Genomic DNA, 19,446 nt, shown 5'->3' with positions numbered 1-19,446 from the left:
TCGAGACGTTCCGAAGCGCTGTCGATTGCTCCTCCCTTGACCTTGCGGCAGTGTGCGGCGCTGGCACGTCAGGGCGCTAGACGCTGCTTGAAGAACCCCAAAATCTCGTCGCGGGCTGCGATGGTCGGCTGACCGGCTTCGTCGATCAGGTGGGCGGTCACGACACTATGCGGCGTCGTAACGTAGCGCTCGAAGAACTCGGGAACATCGGTGCTCGCCGCGTTGTCGGGAAGCACCCGCCCGATGAAACGCTCGCCGAGCGCCTCCTGATAGGCCGCAAAGCGCTGCGCCATGCAAAACTTGTCGCCCTCGAAGCGATAGGCCAGCACGGTCAGATCTTCCCGATCGAGCCGTTCGCGGACGGCCCTGACTTCGTCCGGCGCGATTTCGATGCCTGCCGGATCGTTCAGCGGCAGTGACGGCTGCGAGAGAACCGGCGCCAGCATCGACGGCTCCAGCATCATCGTCAGCGCGAAATTTCCCGTAAAACACATCCCGATGGCGCCGACGCCGGGACCGCCGCACTCCCCGTGCGCAAATCTCGCCAGCGACCGCAGCCACTGCGTCACCGGGCTTGATTGATTGGCGGCCAACGCACGAAACTCAGCACTCACGCAGGCGCGTTGAAACACGGCGGTGCCCTCTTCCACATTGGGAACAGCGCCGTCGCGGCCGAACAGCGAAGGCATGTAGACCGTGAACCCGGCGTCGCGTACCCAGCGGGCGAAACGCGCGACATAGGGGCTGATGCCCGGCATCTCGGTCATCACGATGACCGCAGGTCCACTGCCTGCGACATGCACCGCCTTGCTGACGCCGTCGAGCGCAATCTCGCGGCGCGTGAAATCCTCGAGCGGGTCAGCGTGCTTCATGGATCGTTTTGGCATCTGGCGTCACTCCCCGCGCGCGCAACGATCGGCGCCTCCGGAATTAGCGACGCCGCATCAGCCTTCGTGCCGATCATTGCGATTCCGCGCCGGATCGCATAGTGTCAAAAATGACATTGATCGGGGATTTTTGGACATGACCAGAGTGACGGTCATTGAAATCGAGGGCTGCCTGGCTTCCGGCGCCGCCATCACCCATGACGTGATGGCGACGGCCAACCAGATCAGCAAGACGGCCAAACGTACCTTACCGTTCGACGTCACGACGGTGCGCTTGGGCCCGCGCCGAAAACGAGAAAGGCTGCGTGGCGCCGACCTCGTCATTGTCCCGGGCCTTGGCCTCGGAGTTGCGTCAGCGGACGAACTCGACGCGAAACTGAAGAGCCCGGCCTGCCGCCGTGCGTGCGACATGCTCGCTCAATCGTTCGAAGCAGGCGCCGCGCTCGCCGCGGCGTGCGCAAGTACTTTCCTGCTCGCGGAAACCGGACTGCTGGACGGCCGGCGGGCGACCACGACATGGTGGCTCGGCCCGCTGTTCCGCGAGCGCTATCCGATGGTCGAACTGGCGAGCGACCGGATTGTCGTCGCCGATTGGCCAATTGCGACCGGCGGCGCGGCGATGGCGCAGATGGATTTGATGCTTGCAATCGTCGGCAAGTTCGCCGGACCGAAGCTGGCCAGCGCCTGCGCCAATTATCTGCTGCTGGATGAGCGGCGCTCCCAGGTGCCGTTCATGGCGATCAATTACCTGGCGAGCCAGGACCCGAAAATCGCCAGGGCGGAAAAATGGGTGCGGGAAAATATCGCGCGCGATTTTGCGATCGAGGAACTCGCCGGGGCCGTCGCGCTCGCGCCGCGCACATTTGCCCGGCGCATCGCGGCGACCTGCGGCGTTTCGCCTATTCAGTTCGTTCAACGCATCCGGCTTGAGACCGCAAGATACCTGCTTGAGACCACGCGCCTGTCGGTCGATCAAATTTCCCGGCAAGTGGGCTATGCGGAGCCGTCCACCCTTCGCCGCCTGATCCGGCGCGATACCAAGCATTCACCCGGGCATTTCCGGCCTGCGGCCTGAATCATCGCCCGCGGAGATTCCTTGCGATCGTCTTGCCGATAAGTTCAGTACCGGCATCGATTTCGCTTTCATTCCAGGCGGCGAATCCAAGAAACAGCCCGTGCTCGGCGGTCTTTCCGGTAAAGTGACGGGAAAGCGGCCGCGCCGTGACTCCAATCCTCGCCAGATCGGCCACGAGACGGCAGTCATCCGATCCCGGTTCCAGCCGGGCGAGAAGTTGCATGCCGCCGGCCGGCGGCGTGATCGCGAGCCTGTCTCCGGCCGCTGAAGTCAGCGCATGCGTCAGGTGATCACGGCGGCCGCGATAGATGCGGGTCATCCGGCGAATATGGGCGGCGAAATCGCCGTCGCCGATAAACTCCGCCAGCGCGAGCTGCATCGCCCCCATCACCATCTGGCCGGTATGCCGCTGCATCCTCTCGAATGTCGCAACGAGGCCGTCGGGCACGATCGCGTAGCCCACGCGGATATCCGGCAACATCGGTTTCGAGAAGGTCCCGACATAGAAGACGTTGCTGGCCGTATCGATGCCCTGCAACGCGACCACCGGCCGGCCGTCGAAATGAAACTCGCTGTCGTAGTCGTCCTCGATAACAGCCGCGCCCGCTTCCGCGGCGAATGCCAGCAGTTCCTGCCGGCGCTTGATCGGCATCAGCCTGCCCGTCGGGTATTGATGCGAGGGTGTGCAGAAAATCAGCCGCGGACGATCAGTCCGCCCCGCCAGCCGCAACCCGCTCCGATCCAGCGTCATTCCCTTGACCCGTGCACCGGTCGCCTCAAGCGCCACGCGCGCGCCGCCATATCCCGGGCTTTCGATCCACGCCAGATCGCCCTCATTGAGTATGACCCGCGAGATCAATTCGATGGCCGCCTGGGCCGACGATGTAATGATCAGCCTTCGCGCGTCGGCCTTGACGCCGCGATGCTCCACGAGATGGCTGAGCAACGCCGCGCGAAGCGCCGGATGGTTGGCCCTGATTCCCGCCGCATGCCGGCTGCGGGCCGCGCGGCGCAGACAGCGCGCCCACACCTCGTGTGGAAACTCGCGGGCATCGGCGAGCCCGGGAGCAAATGGCCGCGGACTCCCTCCTTCGTTCGTGAAGTGCCAGTCCGACCGGCTGACCTGCCGCGCCCAACGGGAGACCCGCATGAAGCCGGAAGGCTCTTGATCCGGAGATTGATCAGCGAAGACCAGCTGCATCTTCTCGACCGCCGCGACCACCGGCCGGCGTCCGCGTGCGACGACGATGTAACCTTCCACCGCCAGCTGATCGATGACAGTTGAGACCGTGTTTCGCGAGACCCCGAAATCTTCCGCGAGCCCCCGGCTGGACGGCAGCCGGTATCCCCGCGGCAGGGTGCCCGACAGGATTGCGGTGCGCAGGCGATCGTAGATCTGGCGTGTCAGGCTCCCGCCATCCTGCGGGACGAACTTCAGATCGATCGTTCCGGACAGCAGGCTGGACAAAACTGGCTCCATGATTTTCCTTAAAATGGACCTATCAATCATACCAGTCAAGGTTATGGTTTGTGCAGCCCAGACCGCCAATCGGGATCATCATGCAAACCTATCTGTCGCGCCGCGGCGCATTCCTGCTGTTCGCGGTGATCGTGATCGCCTGGGGCCTGAACTGGACGATTACCAAGACCCTCGTCCAAAGCGTCACGCCGCTATGGACGACGGCATTCCGTTCCGGCATCGCCACGGTGGCGCTGGCCGCGCTTCTTTTCGCACGCGGCGAGATGATCGTGCCGCGCCGCGGCGACCTGCCGGTGGTATTCGTCACGTCGATATTCCATCTGGTGGCGTTTTCGGCGCTGGTCGCCTACGGCCTGCAGTTCGCCGCCGTCGGCCGTTCGATCGTCCTCGGCTACACGACGCCACTCTGGGTCATGCCGGCCGCCTGGCTGTTTCTGGGTGAGCGAATGACACCATCGCGCTCGCTGGGAATGGCGCTTGGTCTGGCTGGCCTTACCGTCATGTTCAATCCGCTTGCCTTCAATTGGGCCGACGTCAACACGCTGGCCGGAAGCGGCGCCATATTGCTGGCCGCCCTGTGTTGGGCAGTCAGCATTGTGTATGTGCGCGCCCATCGCTGGATATCAACGCCGTTTCAGCTCGTCTTCTGGCAGATGCTGCTGGCCACGGTGGTGGTCTCCGTGTTGGCGCTTCTCAAGGACGGCGTGCCGCATCCGGCATGGAGTGCTCAGCTGGCTGGGCTGTTTCTGTTCAGCGGGATCATCGGAACCGCACTGGCCAATTGGGCAATGTCGACTGCCAATCGCAGCTTGCCCGCCGTCGTCACATCGCTCGGGCTGCTCGCGACACCCGTCGTCGGGGTCGCAAGTTCAGCGATCGTTCTTGGTGAAGTGGTCACGGCCGACCTGGTGGTCGCGATGCTCCTGATCCTGGGAGGCATCGCAATCGGAACGATCCCCCGCAGGGAAAAGACTCCGGCGCAAAAGCACGCACCCCTAGTCGTGGAGTCGTAGATCCCGCCATTCGGGCGGCAAGGCCGCGCGAACACATTCGGCCGGCGCAACTGCACTGACGGGGCGAGCCGCCTGAGCGATTGCACTGGACCCATTCCGGGGCAAACGTTCGGCGGCAGTTGCGATGACAAGCAACGCCAGAATGGCGGCAACCGCGCCCAGCGCTGGATTGAGCCACGCCAGCAGATCATTCAACCGAACGAGCCAATATGGAGCCATGTTCGTCAGCCACACAATCGTGAATCGGCGATGTCATCGTCGTCCCGCGCCATCGCGAATGCAATCTGGGAAGTCCGAACCGTGCCTTCGGCGAGTTCGAAGGCTGTTGGCAATACGGTGCGGGACAACGCATGGTTGACATTCATGCTGATCCTGTAATTCTCCATCAGCGACCAATAAGATCTTGCGAAAGCAAGACTGATGCCAGGGATGAGGAAACGCAGCATGGGGCCATTCAGTCGTCGCGCTATTCTTGTCGCCTTCAGCGCCTTCCTGTTCGGCGGCACCGCCACGGCGCAGGATTATCCATCCCGCCCCGTCAAGATCGTCGTACCGTTTCCAGCCGGCGGCTCCAACGACATCATCGCCCGCATCCTGGCGCAAAAACTTGGCGAGAGGACCGGCCAGACATTCCTGATCGAAAATCGCGCCGGCGCCGGCGGAAATATCGGCGCGGATGCGGTCGCAACTTCGGAGCCGGACGGTCACACGCTGCTGCTGACGGCGCCGCCGCCGCTTACGATCAACGCAGCGCTCTACAAGAACCTGCCTTACGATCCGGCAAAGGCGTTCGCTCCGGTGGCGCTGGTCGCCTCGGTGCCGATCGTGCTTGCGGTGCATCCGTCGGTCGAAGCCAGCAACGTCAGGGAACTCATCGCGCTCGCCAAGGCGAAGCCGGGCACCATCAACTTCGGATCGTCGGGCAACGGCTCGACCAATCATCTCGCGGGCGAATTGCTGAAGACCATGACCGGCATCAATATCGTTCACCTCCCCTATAGGGGCGCGGCACCCGCCATGAACGATCTGATCGCGGGGCACATCCCCATGATGTTCGACAATATCCCCGCGGTGCTGCCGCAGGTTCAGGCCAAGACCATCAAGGCGATTGCGGTGGCGGGCGCCAAACGCGCGAGCGCCCTTCCCGATGTGCCCACGGTCGCAGAATCCGGCGTGCCCGGCTTCGAAGCCTCCGCCTGGTTCGCCCTGGTGGCGCCGGCGAAAACGCCAGCGCCGGTGCTTGCGAAGCTGGAAAGCGAGGTTGACGCGATCCTGAAAATGCCTGACGTGCAGAAGCGGTTCACCGAACTCGGCGCCGAGCCCGGCAACATTTCCGGTACCGCTTTTGCACAATTCCTCAGCGAGGAAACCGCGAAATGGACGAAGATCATCCAGTCGTCCGGCGCGACGGTGAACTAGGGCGTGAACCCATAGATTTCGGTGATGTACGCTCTACTGCTAAAGCGACCTGGTGGCTGCAAGCGTGCGATGATCCTCGCCGGGATCTCCAGGCAGGGAGAACATCAAGGGAAGTTAACGTCGGGTCGGCGACGTCCGATGTTCCCCCGACAACGGACATGGAAGCAATCGGCAGAGGACACTTAATTCCTGGTGGCTTTTAAGAGTTCTTTTGCCCTGCTGACACCGCTCTTTGCCTTGAGTGTCAGAGCTGTTGGTTGCGGGCTCCATTCGGAAACCAGTTTTTCTGCCTTCTCAAGTTCTGGTTTGGACAACATGGCAGCCATCTCATTCACATTCTTTTTGGGCGCCAGTTTTGAGAGTTTAAAATACGCATACGATAACGACAAGTCTCTTGGCGTTCCTTTTCCTGCTGAATACGACATGGATAAACTATAGAGGGCCTCGGGCAATCCCTGGTCGCCTGCCAACTTCCACCACTTCAGCGCCTCTTCTGAATTTCCCTGTCTGTCATACAGGATAGCAACATCGTGCTGGGCAAGCGCATAACCGGCTTTGGCAGCAACAAGTTTGTATTTTAATGCTTCATCTGCGTCAGACGTTACAATGACCGCGCCTTGCCCGGCGTAATAACAACCAAGCTTATAGGCTCCCAGCGGGTCGTTAGATGCAGTGGATTTTTGAAACCACTCAAATGCCTGCGTCGGATCCTTTTGGGTGCCGATGCCATTATTATGCATCATGCCAACATGGTATTGCGCCTCTGCATCTCCTTTATTGGCCAATGCGACCATCGCATTAAAGGAATCCGCTTCATTTGCATTGGCAGGCATTGAAAGAACTAAGAGGCATGAAAAAGCTAGGGCCATAAATTTCATGTAATTTCCCCTTTGGTGGGATTCAAACTGACTGTCCGGTTCTGACTCGCAAGCGCAATCTGGAAGCCGGGTCAAACTTGCTCATGGGACCACGCCAAGCGTCTTCAGCTCAGCGTTGGCGGCCTCCCACTCGTTGAAACTGTGCGGGCAATCGCTTGCCGCCAGACGGAACAGGCGAGTTGCTTCGTCTTTCAACCCCTTCGTCAACGAGAGCTCGCCACTGTAGAAATTCGCCTCGCAGACCTGACCCCTCTTCCTGCTGGCGTCACGATGGTCTGCGGCAGCAAGTGCAGCAGCGGGCGTTATCTGGCCCATGAACAATCTGATGACAGGCGCCGGCCAGACGTTCATGTCGATCCGGGAACTGGTTTGCGCCAGGCGGCTCGGGAGATTGTTTCGCTGACTGGCGATCTCGACCCACAGGGCCAGATAGGCATTGTCCGGTGCATGCGCACTTGCCTGGGTAAGATCGGCCAGCGCCTCTTCGGCCGAACCAGCAAAGAGATATGAGCGCCCGCGAGCAAAGTAGGCCAGGGGTGATTTCGGATTGAGCCGGGTCGCCTCATTGTAGTCGGTGATCGCGCGGTCGAAGTCGCCCTTGGCGTGATAAGTAACACCTCGGCCGACGAAAGCCTTGACTGACTTTGGATCGAGCCGGATCGCCGCGTTGTAGTCGGCGACGGCGCGGTCATGGTCGCCCCTGGCGCGATAAGCGGCACCTCGGCTGTTGAAGACGCTGGCATCTTCGGGATCGATCCGGATCGCCTCACTGTAGTCGGCGATGGCGCGGTCGAGGTCGCCCTGTTCGAGATAAACGTTGCCTCGCTTGTCGAAGGCCATGTCGGATTTGGGATCGAGTCGGATCGCCTCATTGAAGTCAGCGATGGCGCGGTCGTTGTCACCCTTGGCGCCGAAGGCGATACCTCGACCGAGAAAGGCCTTGGCGTGTTTGGGTTCGAGCCGGATCGCCTCATTGTAGTCGACGATGGCGCGGTCGTTATCGCCCTTGTCGTGGTAGGTGCTACCCCGATTTTGGAAGGCCCTGGCGAGTTTGGGGTCGAGCCGGATCGTCTCATTGAAGTCGGCGATGGCGCGGTCGTTGTCGCCCTTGGCGTTGTAGGCGTTGCCTCGATTGTTGAAGGCCATGGTGAATTTTGGGTCGAGCCGGATCGCCTCATTCAAGTCGGCGATGGCGCGGTCGTTGTCGCCCTGTTCGTTGTATGCGGCACCTCGATTGTTGAAGGCCATGGCCAATTTAGGATCGAGCCGGATCGCCTCATTCAGGTCGGCGATGGCGCGGTCGTTGTCGCTCCTGGCGCGATAAGCGACAGCTCGATTGTTGTAGTAAGCCGCCAGATCGCGCCCTTTCGATTTCCCCGACTTGATGCCCCGGGTACAGTCAGCGATCGCAGCCTCGGGGTCCTGCGCAGAATCACACTGGTCAGCGGCGGCTGAATAACCCAGGAATGCGGCTGAATAACCCACGAATATCGTGGCGGCAAAAAGCGCGCTCCAGAATCTCCAATCCGTCGGCCTCATGCCATTTCCCTGGGCGAACCTTGATGTCCTGGGATATGTGTCGGAATTTGGCGTTCTGGTTCACATCCATTGGGGCGATCGTGTCGATTTTGGCATGTCGCCAGCATGTTCGGTTAGCGGTCATCCCGGAGGTCGGCCTTCATCAAAGCCGCGTCAATCCGGATTTGGCTGCGCACCAATGGGTCCACGCCCTAAAGGCCTACCGAACCGGTCGCCTAAACGCCGAGATAAGCGCGTTGAACGTAATCGCTCTTGGCAAGCTCAGCGCCGGGACCGCTCAACGCGATCCGCCCGTTTTCCAGCACATAGGCGTAGTGGCAGAGCCGGAGCGCAAGGTTCGCATTCTGCTCGACCAGCACGATCGACAGGCCCTGCTCCCGGTTGATCGTCTCGATCAGGCGGCCGATCTCCTGCACCATGATGGGCGCGAGCCCGAGCGAAGGTTCATCGAGCAACAGCACCTTGGGTGCGGCCATCAACGCCCGCGCAATCGCCAGCATCTGCTGCTCGCCGCCGGACAGCAGGCCTGCCATCTGGTCGCGACGCTGCTTGAGTTTTGGAAAGAAGCCGAACATCCGTTCCACGGAAGCATGCAGGCTGCTGCCTTGCGGCTGCAAATACCCGCCCACGAGCAGATTGTCGTGGACGGTCATCCGCGGGAACACGCGGCGTCCCTCCGGGGACAACGCAATGCCTTGCGAGACGATATCCGGCGGTGACATCTTGTCGATCCGCACACCACCAAAACTGATCTCGCCCTGGCTCGGCGATCGCAACCCCATGATCGCCCGCAACGTGCTGGTCTTGCCGGCGCCGTTGCTGCCGACCAATGAGACGATCTGCGCCGGCGCGACATCGAGGCTGATGCCGGAGATGGCGACCCGATGGCCGTACTCGACGTGGATGTCACGTACCTGAAGCGCTTTGCTCATGCTGCTTCCTCGGCGCCGAGATAGGCCTGTATCACGCTGCGATTGGCGCGGATTTCCGCAGGAACTCCCTCGGCAATCTTCTCGCCGTGGTCCAGCACGACAAGCCGGTCGCACAGCCCCATCACCAGCCGCATGTGGTGCTCGACCAGCAGCACCGAGATGTTCTCCGTCTTGTGCAGTTCCTTGATCAACCGGCCGAAATCGGCGGCTTCTTCCGGGTTCAATCCCGCCACCGGTTCATCGAGCATCAGCAGCTTGGGACGCGCGGCAAGCGCGATGGCAACACCGAGCCGACGCTGACCACCATAGGACAGTTCTCCAGCGCGGCGCTGGCGGAACTGAAGCAGAGACAGGCGTTCGAGCAAAAGCTCGCACCGGCTTCGGGTCGCCGACAGCGCCGCACGTGCGGCGCGGGTGTTGAAAATCGAACCCAGCATCGAGACCGGCGTGGTCGCAAACGCGCCACGCATGACATTCTCGATGACCGTGGCATCCGGGAAGATCGTCGTGGCCTGGAACGTCCGCACCAATCCCTCGCTGACGATCGCGCTCGGCTTCTTGCCGACAATGCTGCGCTGCTCGAAGCGAATGGCGCCCGCCGACGGCGACATGACCCCGCTGACGACATTAAAGCAGGTTGTCTTTCCGGCGCCGTTGGGGCCGATCAACCCGACAATCTCACCTGACTTGATCGAGAACGAAACGTCCTTCAGCGCATTCAGGCCGCCGAACCGCCGGCTGATCGCATCCACTTCCAGTAATGCAGCGCTCATTTCGGCGTCTCCGTCTCCGAGCCCTTGCTGAAGAAGGATCGTCCGATCGAAACGAGACCGTTCGGGATGAACAGCAATACGCAAAGCAGTATCACGCCGTAGATAATGTGCTGCGCACCGACGAAGCCGCGCAACAGCTCCGGCAGAGGCGTCAGGAACAAAGCGCCAAGGACGCCGCCGATCATCGTGTGACGCCCGCCGACGACGAGCATGGTGATGTACGCGATCGAGTCGTTGAACGTGAAACTATCCGGCGACAGGAAGCGGATATAGTGGACCATCGCCGCACCGGCGGCCCCTGCGATGCCGCTACCCAGCGCAAAGGCCACGATCTGATAATGGCTCACATCGATGCCGCTCGATTCGGCGAGGCGCACGTTCTCCGCGATGGAACGAAACGCCCGTCCGTACTGCGACCGCATCAGGGCCCAGACGAACGTCACGACGATAATGAAGGCGGCGAGCGCGAAATAGTAGAAGCGCAGGCGCGTCGAGAGCGGGAGGCCGAAAATAGATATGGCGGGAATCCCGAGCAGCCCGTTGGCGCCGTGGGTGACACTTTCCCAGTTCAGCACGATCAGCGTGAAGACCTGCCCCGCCAGAAACGTGACCAGCACGAAATAAACGCCACGCAGCCGAAGCAAGACCTTGCCGAGCAGCACCGCCGCCAGCCCCGTCACAAGCCCGGCCAGCACGATGCCGAGGATCGGCGGAAGCTTGAAGCTCAGCGCGGCCAGGGCCGAGACGTAGGCGCCCGCGGCCACGAACGCCGCGTGTCCGAGCGATATCTGCCCGACCGACGCAATCAGGCCCAGGCTGACCGCGAAGATCGAATTGAGCAGCATCAGGTTCGCCAGATGGATGTAGAACTGGTTTGTCGTGAGCTGCGGCAGGACGAGAGCCGCCGCGAGCACCACGACCAGCGCGATACCTGGCAGCAAACGGCGACGTGGCGCGAGGCGCGGCCCATCGCGGCCGATGGCGGCGGTGGATGATCCCTCCAAGTCAGGCCTCCCTTTGTCCCAAAAGGCCGGCGGGCCGAACCAGCAAGATCAGAATGACCAGCAGAAGCTGCAGAATGTCGGACACCAGCGACCCGAAGATCGTGGCGGTGAAGCTCTCGATCATGCCGAGCAGAAGGCCACCGACCACCGCGCCCGGGACCGAGCCAAGACCGCCGAGAATGACGACCACGAAGGCCTTAAGCATCGGCGTGAGACCGACAAAGGGCGAGACCGAGAATACCGGCCCCATCAGCGCCCCGGCCAGCGCCGCGAGCGCGACGCTCATGCCGAACGCCAGCGGATAGATGTAGTTGACGCGGATGCCCTGGATCAGCGCGGTCTCGGTATCCTGGGCGACCGCCCGCATCGCCCGTCCCAGCCGGGTCCGCTGCATGAAAAGCCAGAACGCGGTAAAGATCAGCGCGGCTGCGGCGATGACGACAAGCCGCGACCATGGAAAACTGAACGGACCGATCGCCAGCGTGCCCGTCACGATATCGGGCATCGCCCTCGGCTGAGGTCCCCACAGCAGCACGGCGCCGTTCTGAATGATCACCGAGATCGCGAGCGTCGCGATCATTCCCGACATCTCATCCGAACGAAACGGCTGGATCAACGCGCGTTCGACCAGCATGCCGAGTATGCCGATCGTCAGCGCCGCGATCAAAAGGCAGACGACGAACGGGATCTCCCAATAGACGTAGGTGAAGAATCCCGTAAAGGCACCGAGCATGTAGAATTCGCCATGCGCGAAATTGACCACGCGCATGATCCCGAACACCAGCGTGAAACCGACCGCCATCAGCATGTACATCGCGCCGATGACGAGACCGTTCAGCACAGCCTGCGCAAGAAGTATCGAATAGTCCAAACCCGTTCTCCCGCGTCAGGCGGCGTCTATTTTCCAGGAGATGCCTGCAACGCTCATTCACAGACCTTGGGCGTGCACTTGGCCACGACCTGCGCCACGCCGCCCTTGAGCTGCGCCACGTAGAATGGCGCGTCGAGCTGCTGGTTCGATTTCCACTGCGCTTCGCCGATCCAGTTCACCTTGCCGAGCACGGTTTCGAAATCCTTCAGGCCAAGTAACGCTTCGCGTACCTTGTCGCTATCCGTCACCGTTCCCGACTTCTGCATCGCAGCGAACACCATCTGCACGTTGGCGTAGAAGAACGGGCTGAAGGCGTTCAGCGGCGTCTTGTACTTTGTCTCGAAGCGCTTGGTGTATTCCTGGATCGCCGGGGAATCCGTATTGATCGGCTGATGGACGTAGACGTTCTCGGTGGCATCCTTGCCGGCAACCTTCAGGATATCAGCGGTGGCGTCGCCGCCGGTCCGGATGATCGGCCCCTTGAAGCCAAGCTCACGAAGCTGCTTGACCAGCAATCCTGCGGTCTGCGGCGCGTTGCCGTTGAGTTCAAAGGCATCGATGCCCTTCGCCAGCACGCGCGTCAGCAGCGGCACGAAATCGACGCGCTCGCGCTCGAAGAACTCCTTGGCAACGAATTTGGCACCGACCGCCTCATAGGCAGCTTCGTTGGCGGCTCCGACCTGCTGACCGGACTCGTCGTTCGGGAACAAGCCGCCGATCTTCTTGGCGCCCAACTTCTGCACCACCCACTTGATTTGCGGATCGGAGAACACGTCCGACGGGATCACCGGACGGAAGCTGTACTTGTATTCGGCCGACAGCGCCTTCGGGGTGAAGGCCATGGTCATGGTGATGACCTTGTTTTCCGTGCTGACGGGGAGAAGCGCCAGCGCCGGCGCCGATCCGAGCGGACCGACCACGAACTTGATGCTGTCGTCGAACACCATGCGGTTGAACGCGGTCAGCGCGTCCGCCGCCTTGTAGTGGTCGTCATAGGCGACGATCTCGACATTGTACTTCTTGCCGCCGACCTCCAGTCCGCCCTTGCTGTTGACGTCTTCAGCGGCGAGTTCGGCCGCGCCCTGCATCGCCATCCCCCACGCAGTTCCGGCGCCGGAAAGCGTCGCCAGAACGCCGAGCTTCAATGTCTGCGCTGACGCCGAATATGAGGAAACAGCGCAGGCCGTCGAAAGAAGCGCGACCTTCAAAAATCCACGCATGGCTACCTCCCTGATGTCGGGGAGCAGCTTGCTGCCAACCCCTCTCGATTTTTCTGTTGCTTTCGTCCGGGCCCTATCGGGCGACGGGATGGCGGAACCTATCTTAGGGAATTGACTAAAGTCAACTGTTGACAGTTTGAGGCCCATGCAGGAAACATTCCTGCCGCCCCGTTCGGGCCACGACGCAAGCAGGCATGACGGATATGATCAGGAACGAAACAGAACAGGCGGGAGCCAAATGACATATCTCGTCGCCATTGACCTGCCGACGCTGGCCGCCGGCGATCGCTTTAGGAAGCTATTGCAGCGTCCCGGCATCCTGCAGATTCCCGGGGCCCATTGCGGCCTCGCCGCGTTGCAGGCGAAGGCCGCGCAGTTTGAAGCGCTGTATCTGTCGGGAGCGGCGATGTCCGCATCGATGGGGCTTCCGGACCTCGGCATCCTCACGATCGACGACGTCTGCTTCTTCGTCCGGCAGGTTTCCCGCGCGTCGCAACTTCCCGTGCTGGTGGACGGCGATACCGGCTTTGGCGAAGCGCTGAACGTGATGAACATGGTGCGGGCGTTCGAAGACGCGGGCGCTGCGGCCGTCCAGATCGAGGATCAGATCCTGCCGAAGAAGTGCGGCCATCTCAACGACAAGAAGCTGATCGCGCCCGAGGATATGGCAGCCAAAATCGCCGCCGCCGCCAAGGCGCGGCGGCATCTCTACATCGTGGCCCGCACCGATGCTGCCGCGGATGAAGGGCTCGACAGCGCCATCAACCGGGCCCGGCTGTATGTCGAAGCCGGCGCCGACGCGATCTTCCCCGAGGCGCTGCACGACCCGGAAGCGTTCCGCAAATTTTCCGAAACCATCAAGGTGCCGCTGCTGGCCAATATGACCGAGTTTGGACGAACGCCGTTCATGACGGCGTCCGAGTTCGAGGCGCTCGGCTATAAGATGGTGATCTGGCCGGTCAGCGCGCTTCGCGTGGCCGCAAAGGCGCAGGCCGAACTGTATGACGGCATCCGCAAAGACGGCGGCACCCACCGCCTGATCGATCGCATGCAAACGCGGGCCGAACTATACGCGACCATCGGCTATCACGAATACGAGGCCCTCGATTCATCGATCATCACGTCGATCACGCCCGAGGGAATGCCGCAAAAGCAAACCGGTCGATGAAAGCGGCGGCTGGAGGCTATCTGCGCGACTGAACCGCGGCCTTGCTTTTGCCTGTCCACGCCGCACCTGCCTTCGGCTTCCGGACGGGCGGCGCGACTTCTTGCCGGGCGGCCGCTTCCCTCATCTGCTCCTCGACATACTGGCGGGCATTGCTGATGTGCAGCCGCATCTTGCGTTCGGCTTCCACGGGATCCCGCCGCATTAGCGCCGCGACGATGTCCTTGTGCTCACGCAGAGCCTGTTTGGCGCGCCCCGGTTTTGTACTCGATTTGTAGCGGTAGACCCGAAGCAGATAATAGAGGTCTTCGCACAGCATCTGGACCAGCCGCGCATTGCGGCTGCCCTTGACGATGCGGAAATGGAAATCGAAATCCTTCGATTCCTGATAATAGCCGGTGCCTTCCTGGACGCTCTTCTGCTGCTGGTGCTGGTCCAGCAGTTCGGAAAGCGCCTCCAGTTCATCGTCCGTCATATGCTGGGCCGCGAGCCCGCATGCCATCCCTTCCAGCGCCTCACGAACCTGCAGCACTTCATACAGATCGCTCGGCGACAGGCTTGCGACGCGGACGCCGATGTTCGGCGTCCGCTGCAGCAGCTTCCGGCCTTCGAGCCGGCGGATGGCTTCGCGCAATGGCCCGCGGCTGACGCCGAGCGACGCGGCCAGCGCCTGCTCACTGATCTTGCTGCCCGGCTGCAGGTCCCCGCTCATGATCGCCGCCTCGATCCGCTCGGCGAGCGCATCCACCAGCGACTGGGCAGAGACCTTGTTGCTCAAGATGCCGTTCATGAAAGCCTTTCGATACCGCTCCCGTGGGAGCCCGCACAGACACCTGCCGGCTCGCTTCTCGGCCAAGCCCTTGTACTTACTAGAGCCTTTTCCGTTCCGATGGAATCGGAACGGGGCTCTAAATTCTTGTTTTGACGCGTTTTCTTGACGCGAACCGGTGTCCACTTCGCTGGAAAACGCTCTAGTATGTCCCTTCGTGAAGGACAATCAATCGTGGAAACCTGCGTTCCCGCAACTGTATACAACTAAGCGATGGCCGTTCGATAAACCACATTGCCTTCGAACAGGCGGCGGGCGCTGCGGTAGACCGCGCCATAGTCCGCCTTCACCGCGCCGGAGCCGGCAGGCGAAACGCCGGCGTCGACCAGCGTGACGCCCGACGGATGCGCGATACGAATGGGCCCGTTCGCCTTGCACAGTTCGGCCGGAATGCTTCCGGGAATGCGCGACGCCACCGCAAGGCAAATCGCTCCGGTAATGGGTGTAGCGCGATGCGGCAGCCCGACCGAGATCATCCGCACCCAGATGTCGGCATCCGCCGGCGCGAGCTCGCGCCCCGACAGCGTTCGTCCGGCCCGCGGGCCCGTCACCATCGCGACCTTGGGAATACCGGTCATCCGCCGCGCCTGCTCGAGATCCGGTGCAATCCCCATCTTGACCGATGCCGCGCAGCGGATCGCTTCCATGCGCTGCAGAAAGACAGAATCATTGTCGAGCACGTCAGGCAGTTCATCGCCCGACTTGCCGACTGCGCTTGCCGGAACAAAGACGCAGGGGTTGGCGGCATCGACGCAGGACGCCTTCACGCTTTCCCCGCCGCCGATGTCGAGATCGTCAACCGCGTTTCCGGTCGGCAGCAGCTTGCCGGTCCGCGCGCCGCCGGGCTCAAGGAACTCCAGCCGGATCGGCGCCGCCTTCCCGGCGATGCCATCGATCTCGATATCGCCGGTGGCCGCCAGCGAACCATCCTCGACCGGAAAGCGCGCAACGATGATCTTCGAGGTATTGGTGTTGTGAATGCGGACCGTGGCTTCGCCATTGGCTGGCGCCGTCACCAGCCCTTCGTCGAGCGCGAACGGCCCGACCGCCGAGGACATGTTGCCGCAATTAGCGCCATAGTCGACAAAAGTGTCGCGCACACCGATCTGCGCGAAGGTGTAGTCGACATCCGCATCCGGCCGGCTCGGCGGGCCGATGATGCAAATCTTCGACAGCGACGAGATGCCGCCGCCCATGCCGTCGAGTTGCCGGCCATTGGGGTCGGGCGAGCCCATGACCTCCAGAAAGATAGGGTCCCAAGCCTTCGGGTCGGCCGGCAGATCGTCCCTTCGGAACATCACCGCCTTGGAAGTGCCGCCCCGCATGAACACCGCACGAAGTCGAGCATTTGCCATGGCCGATCCCTGTCCTTATTTCAGCGGCTCGGCATCCAGGCGGATGATGTCTGCCGGACCGCCCGGCTGCGCCGGATAGCGTTGTAGCACGAGCGGGTCATGGCCGGGCACGATGTGCGCCAGCGACGACGCCTGCCGGCGCATCGCGTCATAACCTTCGAGCGTCTCGCTGACGTCGACCACGACCGGGAAAGGCCGGTACTGTTCGAAATTCGCATAATAGTGCGACGCGTCCGAGGCGAGTACGACCCATCCGCGCCGGGTTCGGACGCGCACAAACTGCAGACCGCGCGAATGCCCGCCGACCAGGTGCACCGTGACACCATCGGCAATCTCGCTCGCGCCATTATGAAACTTCACGCGGCCCTGGAACAGTTTGCCCACCATCGCGGTGACGTCGTCAGCCTCAAACGGATGCCGCAAACTGGAATGGCACATGCACCGGCCGGTGCAGTATTCCATTTCGCGATCCTGAATGTGATAGCGCGCGTTCGGAAATATCTCGTGATTGCCGGCGTGGTCGTAATGCATATGGGTCAGTACGACGTCCTTGACACCGGCAAGATCGACGCCCGCAGCCTTCAGGCCTTCCACAACCGGGCGCGTTATCTTGCGCGCGCGGCGCTTGGCCATGTCAGCGTCGAAGCCGGTATCGACGATGATGGTCTGGCCGTCGCCCTTCAGCACCCAGACGAAGAAATCCATCGGCATCGGCCCGTCATGCGCATCGCCACCGAGGAAATTTTCCGAAATGCGCCGTTCGGCATTATGGGCGTAACGGACCGCCAGAATCTCGTATTCCGACATGCGCTCCCCTTAGCTTGCTGGAGTGTCCTGCGCCTTGCGCCATTCCAGCAGCCGGCGGATACCCTCCTCGATGGAAACCTCGGGCTTCCAGCCCAGCATCTTCTCGGCTTTGGCGATGCTGAAATCGAGCTGCTTGGTCACGCTCGATCGCACGCTCGAAGTAGCCGATTTGTAGACCGGCTTGAGGTCGCTGCCGGTGAACTTCAGCAACAGCGCCACCACCCGATTGAGATCGGTCGCAACACCCGATGCGACGGTAAAGCTCTCAGCCGTGATGTCGGACGCCATCGCCATCACGTTGGCGCGGGCGACGTCAGCGACGTGAACATAGTCATGTACCTCGCTGCCGTCGTCCGGAATCACCGGCGGCTCGCCGCGCATGATGCGGTCGTAATTCTCCATGATGTAGAGCGCATTGACGCCGCGATAGTGCTGGCGTTCGCCGTAAACCGTTGCGTATCGCAGCGCGATTCCCTGGATGCCGTGCTTGGCGCTGTACAGACGGCAGAGATTTTCGCCGATCAGCTTGGTGCACGCGTACAGCGCCGTCGCGGGTTGGAAGGTGCCGAGCTGCGCCGGGGCTGACTCGTCGATCAGGCCCGGTGCCGGATCGCCGTACACGGCGATCGAGGACGAAAACACCACCTTCTTGACGTTGCGATAGCGGCACGCCTCGAAGATGTTGACCTGCCCCTCGACATTGACCGCAAGCCCGAGGCTCGGATTCTGGCTGAGCGGCAACGTCAGGAAACCGGCGATCGCGAACACGCCGTCGCAGCCTTCGAAGGCGTCATAAAGTTCGTTGATGCGCAGGATATCGCCGCGCACGAGCTTTACTCTGGGGTCTCCCAATAGCGACCGGACTGTATCGGGACTGCCCAGCGCGTAGTTGTCGAGCAGTACGACTTCCCGCGCCCCCTGACTCAGCAATTGTTCCGCGACATGCGATCCGATCAGGCTGGCGCCACCGGTCACGACAAATTTTCCTTGGGCGATCTTCATGGACGCTCACACATCGCGGCAAACTGCACAGGCTGTCTCAAGTCTCGCTCCCGTTGATCATCTGTTGGACCGATGCAGGCCGGTGGCCGCGAGCATCGCGGCGGTGCCCGACCGAATTGCACGGACGCTACCGCCCTCGCCCCAAACTGTCTACAGTTTTCATCATGCGGCACCGGTGCACGCCGTTGCACCGCCTGCGGGGCTGCGCCGTCGCCTTGGCACCGGCGCCTCTGTATAGAGTCGAGCGATGAGTCTGCTTCAGCGATAGCTCGGCACGACCCCGCAACAAAAGAATCGGGAGAACGACATGTCTGAGAAGGTCGCGGTCATCGGAATGGGGCAGATGGGATCGGGGATGGCAGGACGACTGAGGGAGTCCAACCTCGACGTCGTCGGCTATGACGTCAACGCCGATCAGCGCGCGCGCCTCACGAAGGACGGCTTTCGGATGGCATCGAGCATCGCGGAAGCGCTCGAGGGCCGCAACATCGTGCTGACCAGCCTGCCCGATCCGAAAGCCGTGACGGAAGCCTGGCTCGGCGCCAATGGAATTGTCTCCCATGCGGCCAAGGGCACGCTGTGCATCGAGCTGAGCACCATCGACCCGCAGACGATGCGGCAGGCCGCCGAGGCAGCGGCCGCCAAGGGAATCGCCGTGGTCGATTGTCCGGTCAGCGGCAGCCCGAACGAGGCGCGCGCCGGCAAGCTGATCCTGATCGCCGGCGGCGAGCGAGCCGACGTGGCCCGCGCCGAGCCGATCCTCAAGCTGCTCGGCGACGAATGGAAGTACACCGGCCCGGTCGGAACCGCGAAGGTCGTCAAGATCGTCAACAACATGATGTCGATGGGCAATGTCCTGGTCGCGGCGGAAGCCTTTGCGCTCGGCGTGGCCGCAGGCGTCGAGCCGGACAAGCTTTATGACGTGCTGTCGGTCAGCGGCGGCCGCTCGCATCACTTCACCAAGCGCTTTCCGAACGCGATCAAGGGAGATTTCTCGCCGGGATTCAAAATGGAGCTGGGCGAGAAGGACCTCGCACTTGCGGTCGAACTCGGGCGAATGACCCGGATGCCGACGCCGTCGGCCTCCGCGACGCGCGAACTTTATGCGCTGGCATTGGCCGAGGGCTTTCGCGGCCAGGATATCGTGGCGCTGCTGAAGATGTATCAGAACTGGGCGAAGCCGGCCTGATACCGTCA

Annotated in this window: 19 protein-coding genes; 5 read left to right on the top strand and 14 right to left on the bottom strand. The window is 62.0% G+C overall.

The window, feature by feature from the left end:
- Nucleotides 1-68: 68 nt before the first annotated feature.
- Nucleotides 69-887 (bottom strand): dienelactone hydrolase family protein, encoded by an 819-nt coding sequence (locus tag JQ629_RS20300; protein ID WP_212414170.1) that lies wholly within the window; start codon nucleotides 885-887, stop codon nucleotides 69-71.
- Between the two features lie 136 nt (nucleotides 888-1,023).
- On the opposite strand from JQ629_RS20300, the gene JQ629_RS20295 reads away from it, so the two are divergent.
- Nucleotides 1,024-1,962, top strand: a complete 939-nt coding sequence (locus JQ629_RS20295) for a GlxA family transcriptional regulator (RefSeq protein WP_212414169.1) — start codon at nucleotides 1,024-1,026, stop codon at nucleotides 1,960-1,962.
- Between the two features lies 1 nt (nucleotide 1,963).
- Here the strand turns inward: JQ629_RS20295 and pdxR are convergent, their stop codons facing one another.
- Nucleotides 1,964-3,442, bottom strand: coding sequence for a MocR-like pyridoxine biosynthesis transcription factor PdxR (pdxR, locus tag JQ629_RS20290; protein ID WP_212414168.1), 1,479 nt, complete (start codon nucleotides 3,440-3,442; stop codon nucleotides 1,964-1,966).
- A gap of 80 nt (nucleotides 3,443-3,522) precedes the next feature.
- Here pdxR and JQ629_RS20285 point away from each other — a divergent pair, with 80 nt between their 5' ends.
- Nucleotides 3,523-4,455 carry a DMT family transporter gene (locus JQ629_RS20285; protein ID WP_212414167.1) on the top strand — a complete coding sequence of 311 codons (933 nt, stop codon included), beginning with the start codon at nucleotides 3,523-3,525 and terminating at the stop codon, nucleotides 4,453-4,455.
- Between the two features lie 224 nt (nucleotides 4,456-4,679).
- On the opposite strand, the gene JQ629_RS20280 is transcribed toward JQ629_RS20285, so the two are convergent.
- Nucleotides 4,680-4,901, bottom strand: coding sequence for a hypothetical protein (locus JQ629_RS20280; protein ID WP_212414166.1), 222 nt, complete (start codon nucleotides 4,899-4,901; stop codon nucleotides 4,680-4,682).
- Here JQ629_RS20280 and JQ629_RS20275 point away from each other — a divergent pair.
- On the top strand, nucleotides 4,900-5,874 hold the full coding sequence (locus tag JQ629_RS20275; protein ID WP_212414165.1) for a Bug family tripartite tricarboxylate transporter substrate binding protein: 975 nt from the start codon (nucleotides 4,900-4,902) through the stop codon (nucleotides 5,872-5,874). The two genes, JQ629_RS20280 and JQ629_RS20275, sit on opposite strands and share 2 nt — an antisense overlap.
- 182 nt (nucleotides 5,875-6,056) lie before the next feature.
- Here the strand turns inward: JQ629_RS20275 and JQ629_RS20270 are convergent, their stop codons facing one another.
- The 7 genes from JQ629_RS20270 to JQ629_RS20240 all read right to left on the bottom strand — a co-directional run bounded on the left by JQ629_RS20270 (nucleotide 6,057) and on the right by JQ629_RS20240 (nucleotide 13,091).
- Nucleotides 6,057-6,752 (bottom strand): tetratricopeptide repeat protein, encoded by a 696-nt coding sequence (locus tag JQ629_RS20270; RefSeq protein WP_212414164.1) that lies wholly within the window; start codon nucleotides 6,750-6,752, stop codon nucleotides 6,057-6,059.
- 81 nt (nucleotides 6,753-6,833) lie between these two features.
- Nucleotides 6,834-8,291, bottom strand: a complete 1,458-nt coding sequence (locus JQ629_RS20265; protein ID WP_212414163.1) for a tetratricopeptide repeat protein — start codon at nucleotides 8,289-8,291, stop codon at nucleotides 6,834-6,836.
- Between the two features lie 215 nt (nucleotides 8,292-8,506).
- On the bottom strand, nucleotides 8,507-9,223 hold the full coding sequence (locus tag JQ629_RS20260; RefSeq protein WP_212414162.1) for an ABC transporter ATP-binding protein: 717 nt from the start codon (nucleotides 9,221-9,223) through the stop codon (nucleotides 8,507-8,509).
- On the bottom strand, nucleotides 9,220-9,996 hold the full coding sequence (locus tag JQ629_RS20255; RefSeq protein ID WP_212414161.1) for an ABC transporter ATP-binding protein: 777 nt from the start codon (nucleotides 9,994-9,996) through the stop codon (nucleotides 9,220-9,222). The genes JQ629_RS20260 and JQ629_RS20255 overlap by 4 nt, the downstream gene beginning before the upstream one ends.
- Nucleotides 9,993-11,000, bottom strand: a complete 1,008-nt coding sequence (locus JQ629_RS20250; RefSeq protein WP_212414160.1) for a branched-chain amino acid ABC transporter permease — start codon at nucleotides 10,998-11,000, stop codon at nucleotides 9,993-9,995. The genes JQ629_RS20255 and JQ629_RS20250 overlap by 4 nt, the downstream gene beginning before the upstream one ends.
- A 1-nt stretch (nucleotide 11,001) precedes the next feature.
- Nucleotides 11,002-11,871: a branched-chain amino acid ABC transporter permease gene (locus JQ629_RS20245; RefSeq protein ID WP_212414159.1), complete on the bottom strand. Its 870-nt coding sequence runs from the start codon at nucleotides 11,869-11,871 to the stop codon at nucleotides 11,002-11,004.
- A 53-nt stretch (nucleotides 11,872-11,924) separates the two neighbouring features.
- On the bottom strand, nucleotides 11,925-13,091 hold the full coding sequence (locus JQ629_RS20240; protein WP_212414158.1) for an ABC transporter substrate-binding protein: 1,167 nt from the start codon (nucleotides 13,089-13,091) through the stop codon (nucleotides 11,925-11,927).
- A gap of 238 nt (nucleotides 13,092-13,329) precedes the next feature.
- Here JQ629_RS20240 and prpB point away from each other — a divergent pair, with 238 nt between their 5' ends.
- Nucleotides 13,330-14,259: a methylisocitrate lyase gene (gene prpB, locus JQ629_RS20235; RefSeq protein ID WP_212414157.1), complete on the top strand. Its 930-nt coding sequence runs from the start codon at nucleotides 13,330-13,332 to the stop codon at nucleotides 14,257-14,259.
- A gap of 16 nt (nucleotides 14,260-14,275) precedes the next feature.
- On the opposite strand, the gene JQ629_RS20230 is transcribed toward prpB, so the two are convergent.
- The 4 genes from JQ629_RS20230 to JQ629_RS20215 form a co-directional block, all read right to left on the bottom strand.
- Nucleotides 14,276-15,046, bottom strand: coding sequence for a GntR family transcriptional regulator (locus JQ629_RS20230; protein ID WP_212211139.1), 771 nt, complete (start codon nucleotides 15,044-15,046; stop codon nucleotides 14,276-14,278).
- A gap of 245 nt (nucleotides 15,047-15,291) precedes the next feature.
- The gene (locus JQ629_RS20225; protein ID WP_212414156.1) at nucleotides 15,292-16,440 is read right to left on the bottom strand and encodes a 2-methylaconitate cis-trans isomerase PrpF family protein; all 1,149 of its coding nucleotides are present in this window, start codon (nucleotides 16,438-16,440) and stop codon (nucleotides 15,292-15,294) included.
- 15 nt (nucleotides 16,441-16,455) lie between these two features.
- Entirely contained in the window at nucleotides 16,456-17,247 is a 792-nt protein-coding gene (locus tag JQ629_RS20220; protein ID WP_212414155.1) for an N-acyl homoserine lactonase family protein, read from the bottom strand.
- 9 nt (nucleotides 17,248-17,256) lie between these two features.
- Nucleotides 17,257-18,249 (bottom strand): NAD-dependent epimerase/dehydratase family protein, encoded by a 993-nt coding sequence (locus JQ629_RS20215; RefSeq protein ID WP_212414154.1) that lies wholly within the window; start codon nucleotides 18,247-18,249, stop codon nucleotides 17,257-17,259.
- Nucleotides 18,250-18,556: 307 nt separating this feature from the next.
- Here JQ629_RS20215 and JQ629_RS20210 point away from each other — a divergent pair, with 307 nt between their 5' ends.
- The gene (locus JQ629_RS20210; RefSeq protein WP_212414153.1) at nucleotides 18,557-19,438 is read left to right on the top strand and encodes an NAD(P)-dependent oxidoreductase; all 882 of its coding nucleotides are present in this window, start codon (nucleotides 18,557-18,559) and stop codon (nucleotides 19,436-19,438) included.
- Nucleotides 19,439-19,446: the final 8 nt, after the last annotated feature.

Source organism: Bradyrhizobium sp. AUGA SZCCT0222 (assembly GCF_018130205.1).
GTDB lineage: Bacteria > Pseudomonadota > Alphaproteobacteria > Rhizobiales > Xanthobacteraceae > Bradyrhizobium.
The sequence above is the reverse complement of the archived record's forward strand: the minus strand, read 5'-3'. Positions and strand labels throughout refer to the sequence as shown.

Coding starts and splice junctions, on each gene's coding strand:
- JQ629_RS20275 (WP_212414165.1), top strand. CDS start 4,900: ATGGGGCCATTCAGTCGTCGCGCTATTCTTGTCGCCTTCAGCGCCTTC.
- prpB (WP_212414157.1), top strand. CDS start 13,330: ATGACATATCTCGTCGCCATTGACCTGCCGACGCTGGCCGCCGGCGAT.
- JQ629_RS20280 (WP_212414166.1), bottom strand. CDS start 4,901: ATGCTGCGTTTCCTCATCCCTGGCATCAGTCTTGCTTTCGCAAGATCT.
- JQ629_RS20270 (WP_212414164.1), bottom strand. CDS start 6,752: ATGAAATTTATGGCCCTAGCTTTTTCATGCCTCTTAGTTCTTTCAATG.
- JQ629_RS20225 (WP_212414156.1), bottom strand. CDS start 16,440: ATGGCAAATGCTCGACTTCGTGCGGTGTTCATGCGGGGCGGCACTTCC.
- JQ629_RS20265 (WP_212414163.1), bottom strand. CDS start 8,291: ATGAGGCCGACGGATTGGAGATTCTGGAGCGCGCTTTTTGCCGCCACG.
- JQ629_RS20220 (WP_212414155.1), bottom strand. CDS start 17,247: ATGTCGGAATACGAGATTCTGGCGGTCCGTTACGCCCATAATGCCGAA.
- pdxR (WP_212414168.1), bottom strand. CDS start 3,442: ATGGAGCCAGTTTTGTCCAGCCTGCTGTCCGGAACGATCGATCTGAAG.
- JQ629_RS20240 (WP_212414158.1), bottom strand. CDS start 13,091: ATGCGTGGATTTTTGAAGGTCGCGCTTCTTTCGACGGCCTGCGCTGTT.
- JQ629_RS20255 (WP_212414161.1), bottom strand. CDS start 9,996: ATGAGCGCTGCATTACTGGAAGTGGATGCGATCAGCCGGCGGTTCGGC.
- JQ629_RS20285 (WP_212414167.1), top strand. CDS start 3,523: ATGCAAACCTATCTGTCGCGCCGCGGCGCATTCCTGCTGTTCGCGGTG.
- JQ629_RS20295 (WP_212414169.1), top strand. CDS start 1,024: ATGACCAGAGTGACGGTCATTGAAATCGAGGGCTGCCTGGCTTCCGGC.
- JQ629_RS20230 (WP_212211139.1), bottom strand. CDS start 15,046: ATGAACGGCATCTTGAGCAACAAGGTCTCTGCCCAGTCGCTGGTGGAT.
- JQ629_RS20215 (WP_212414154.1), bottom strand. CDS start 18,249: ATGAAGATCGCCCAAGGAAAATTTGTCGTGACCGGTGGCGCCAGCCTG.
- JQ629_RS20260 (WP_212414162.1), bottom strand. CDS start 9,223: ATGAGCAAAGCGCTTCAGGTACGTGACATCCACGTCGAGTACGGCCAT.
- JQ629_RS20300 (WP_212414170.1), bottom strand. CDS start 887: ATGCCAAAACGATCCATGAAGCACGCTGACCCGCTCGAGGATTTCACG.
- JQ629_RS20210 (WP_212414153.1), top strand. CDS start 18,557: ATGTCTGAGAAGGTCGCGGTCATCGGAATGGGGCAGATGGGATCGGGG.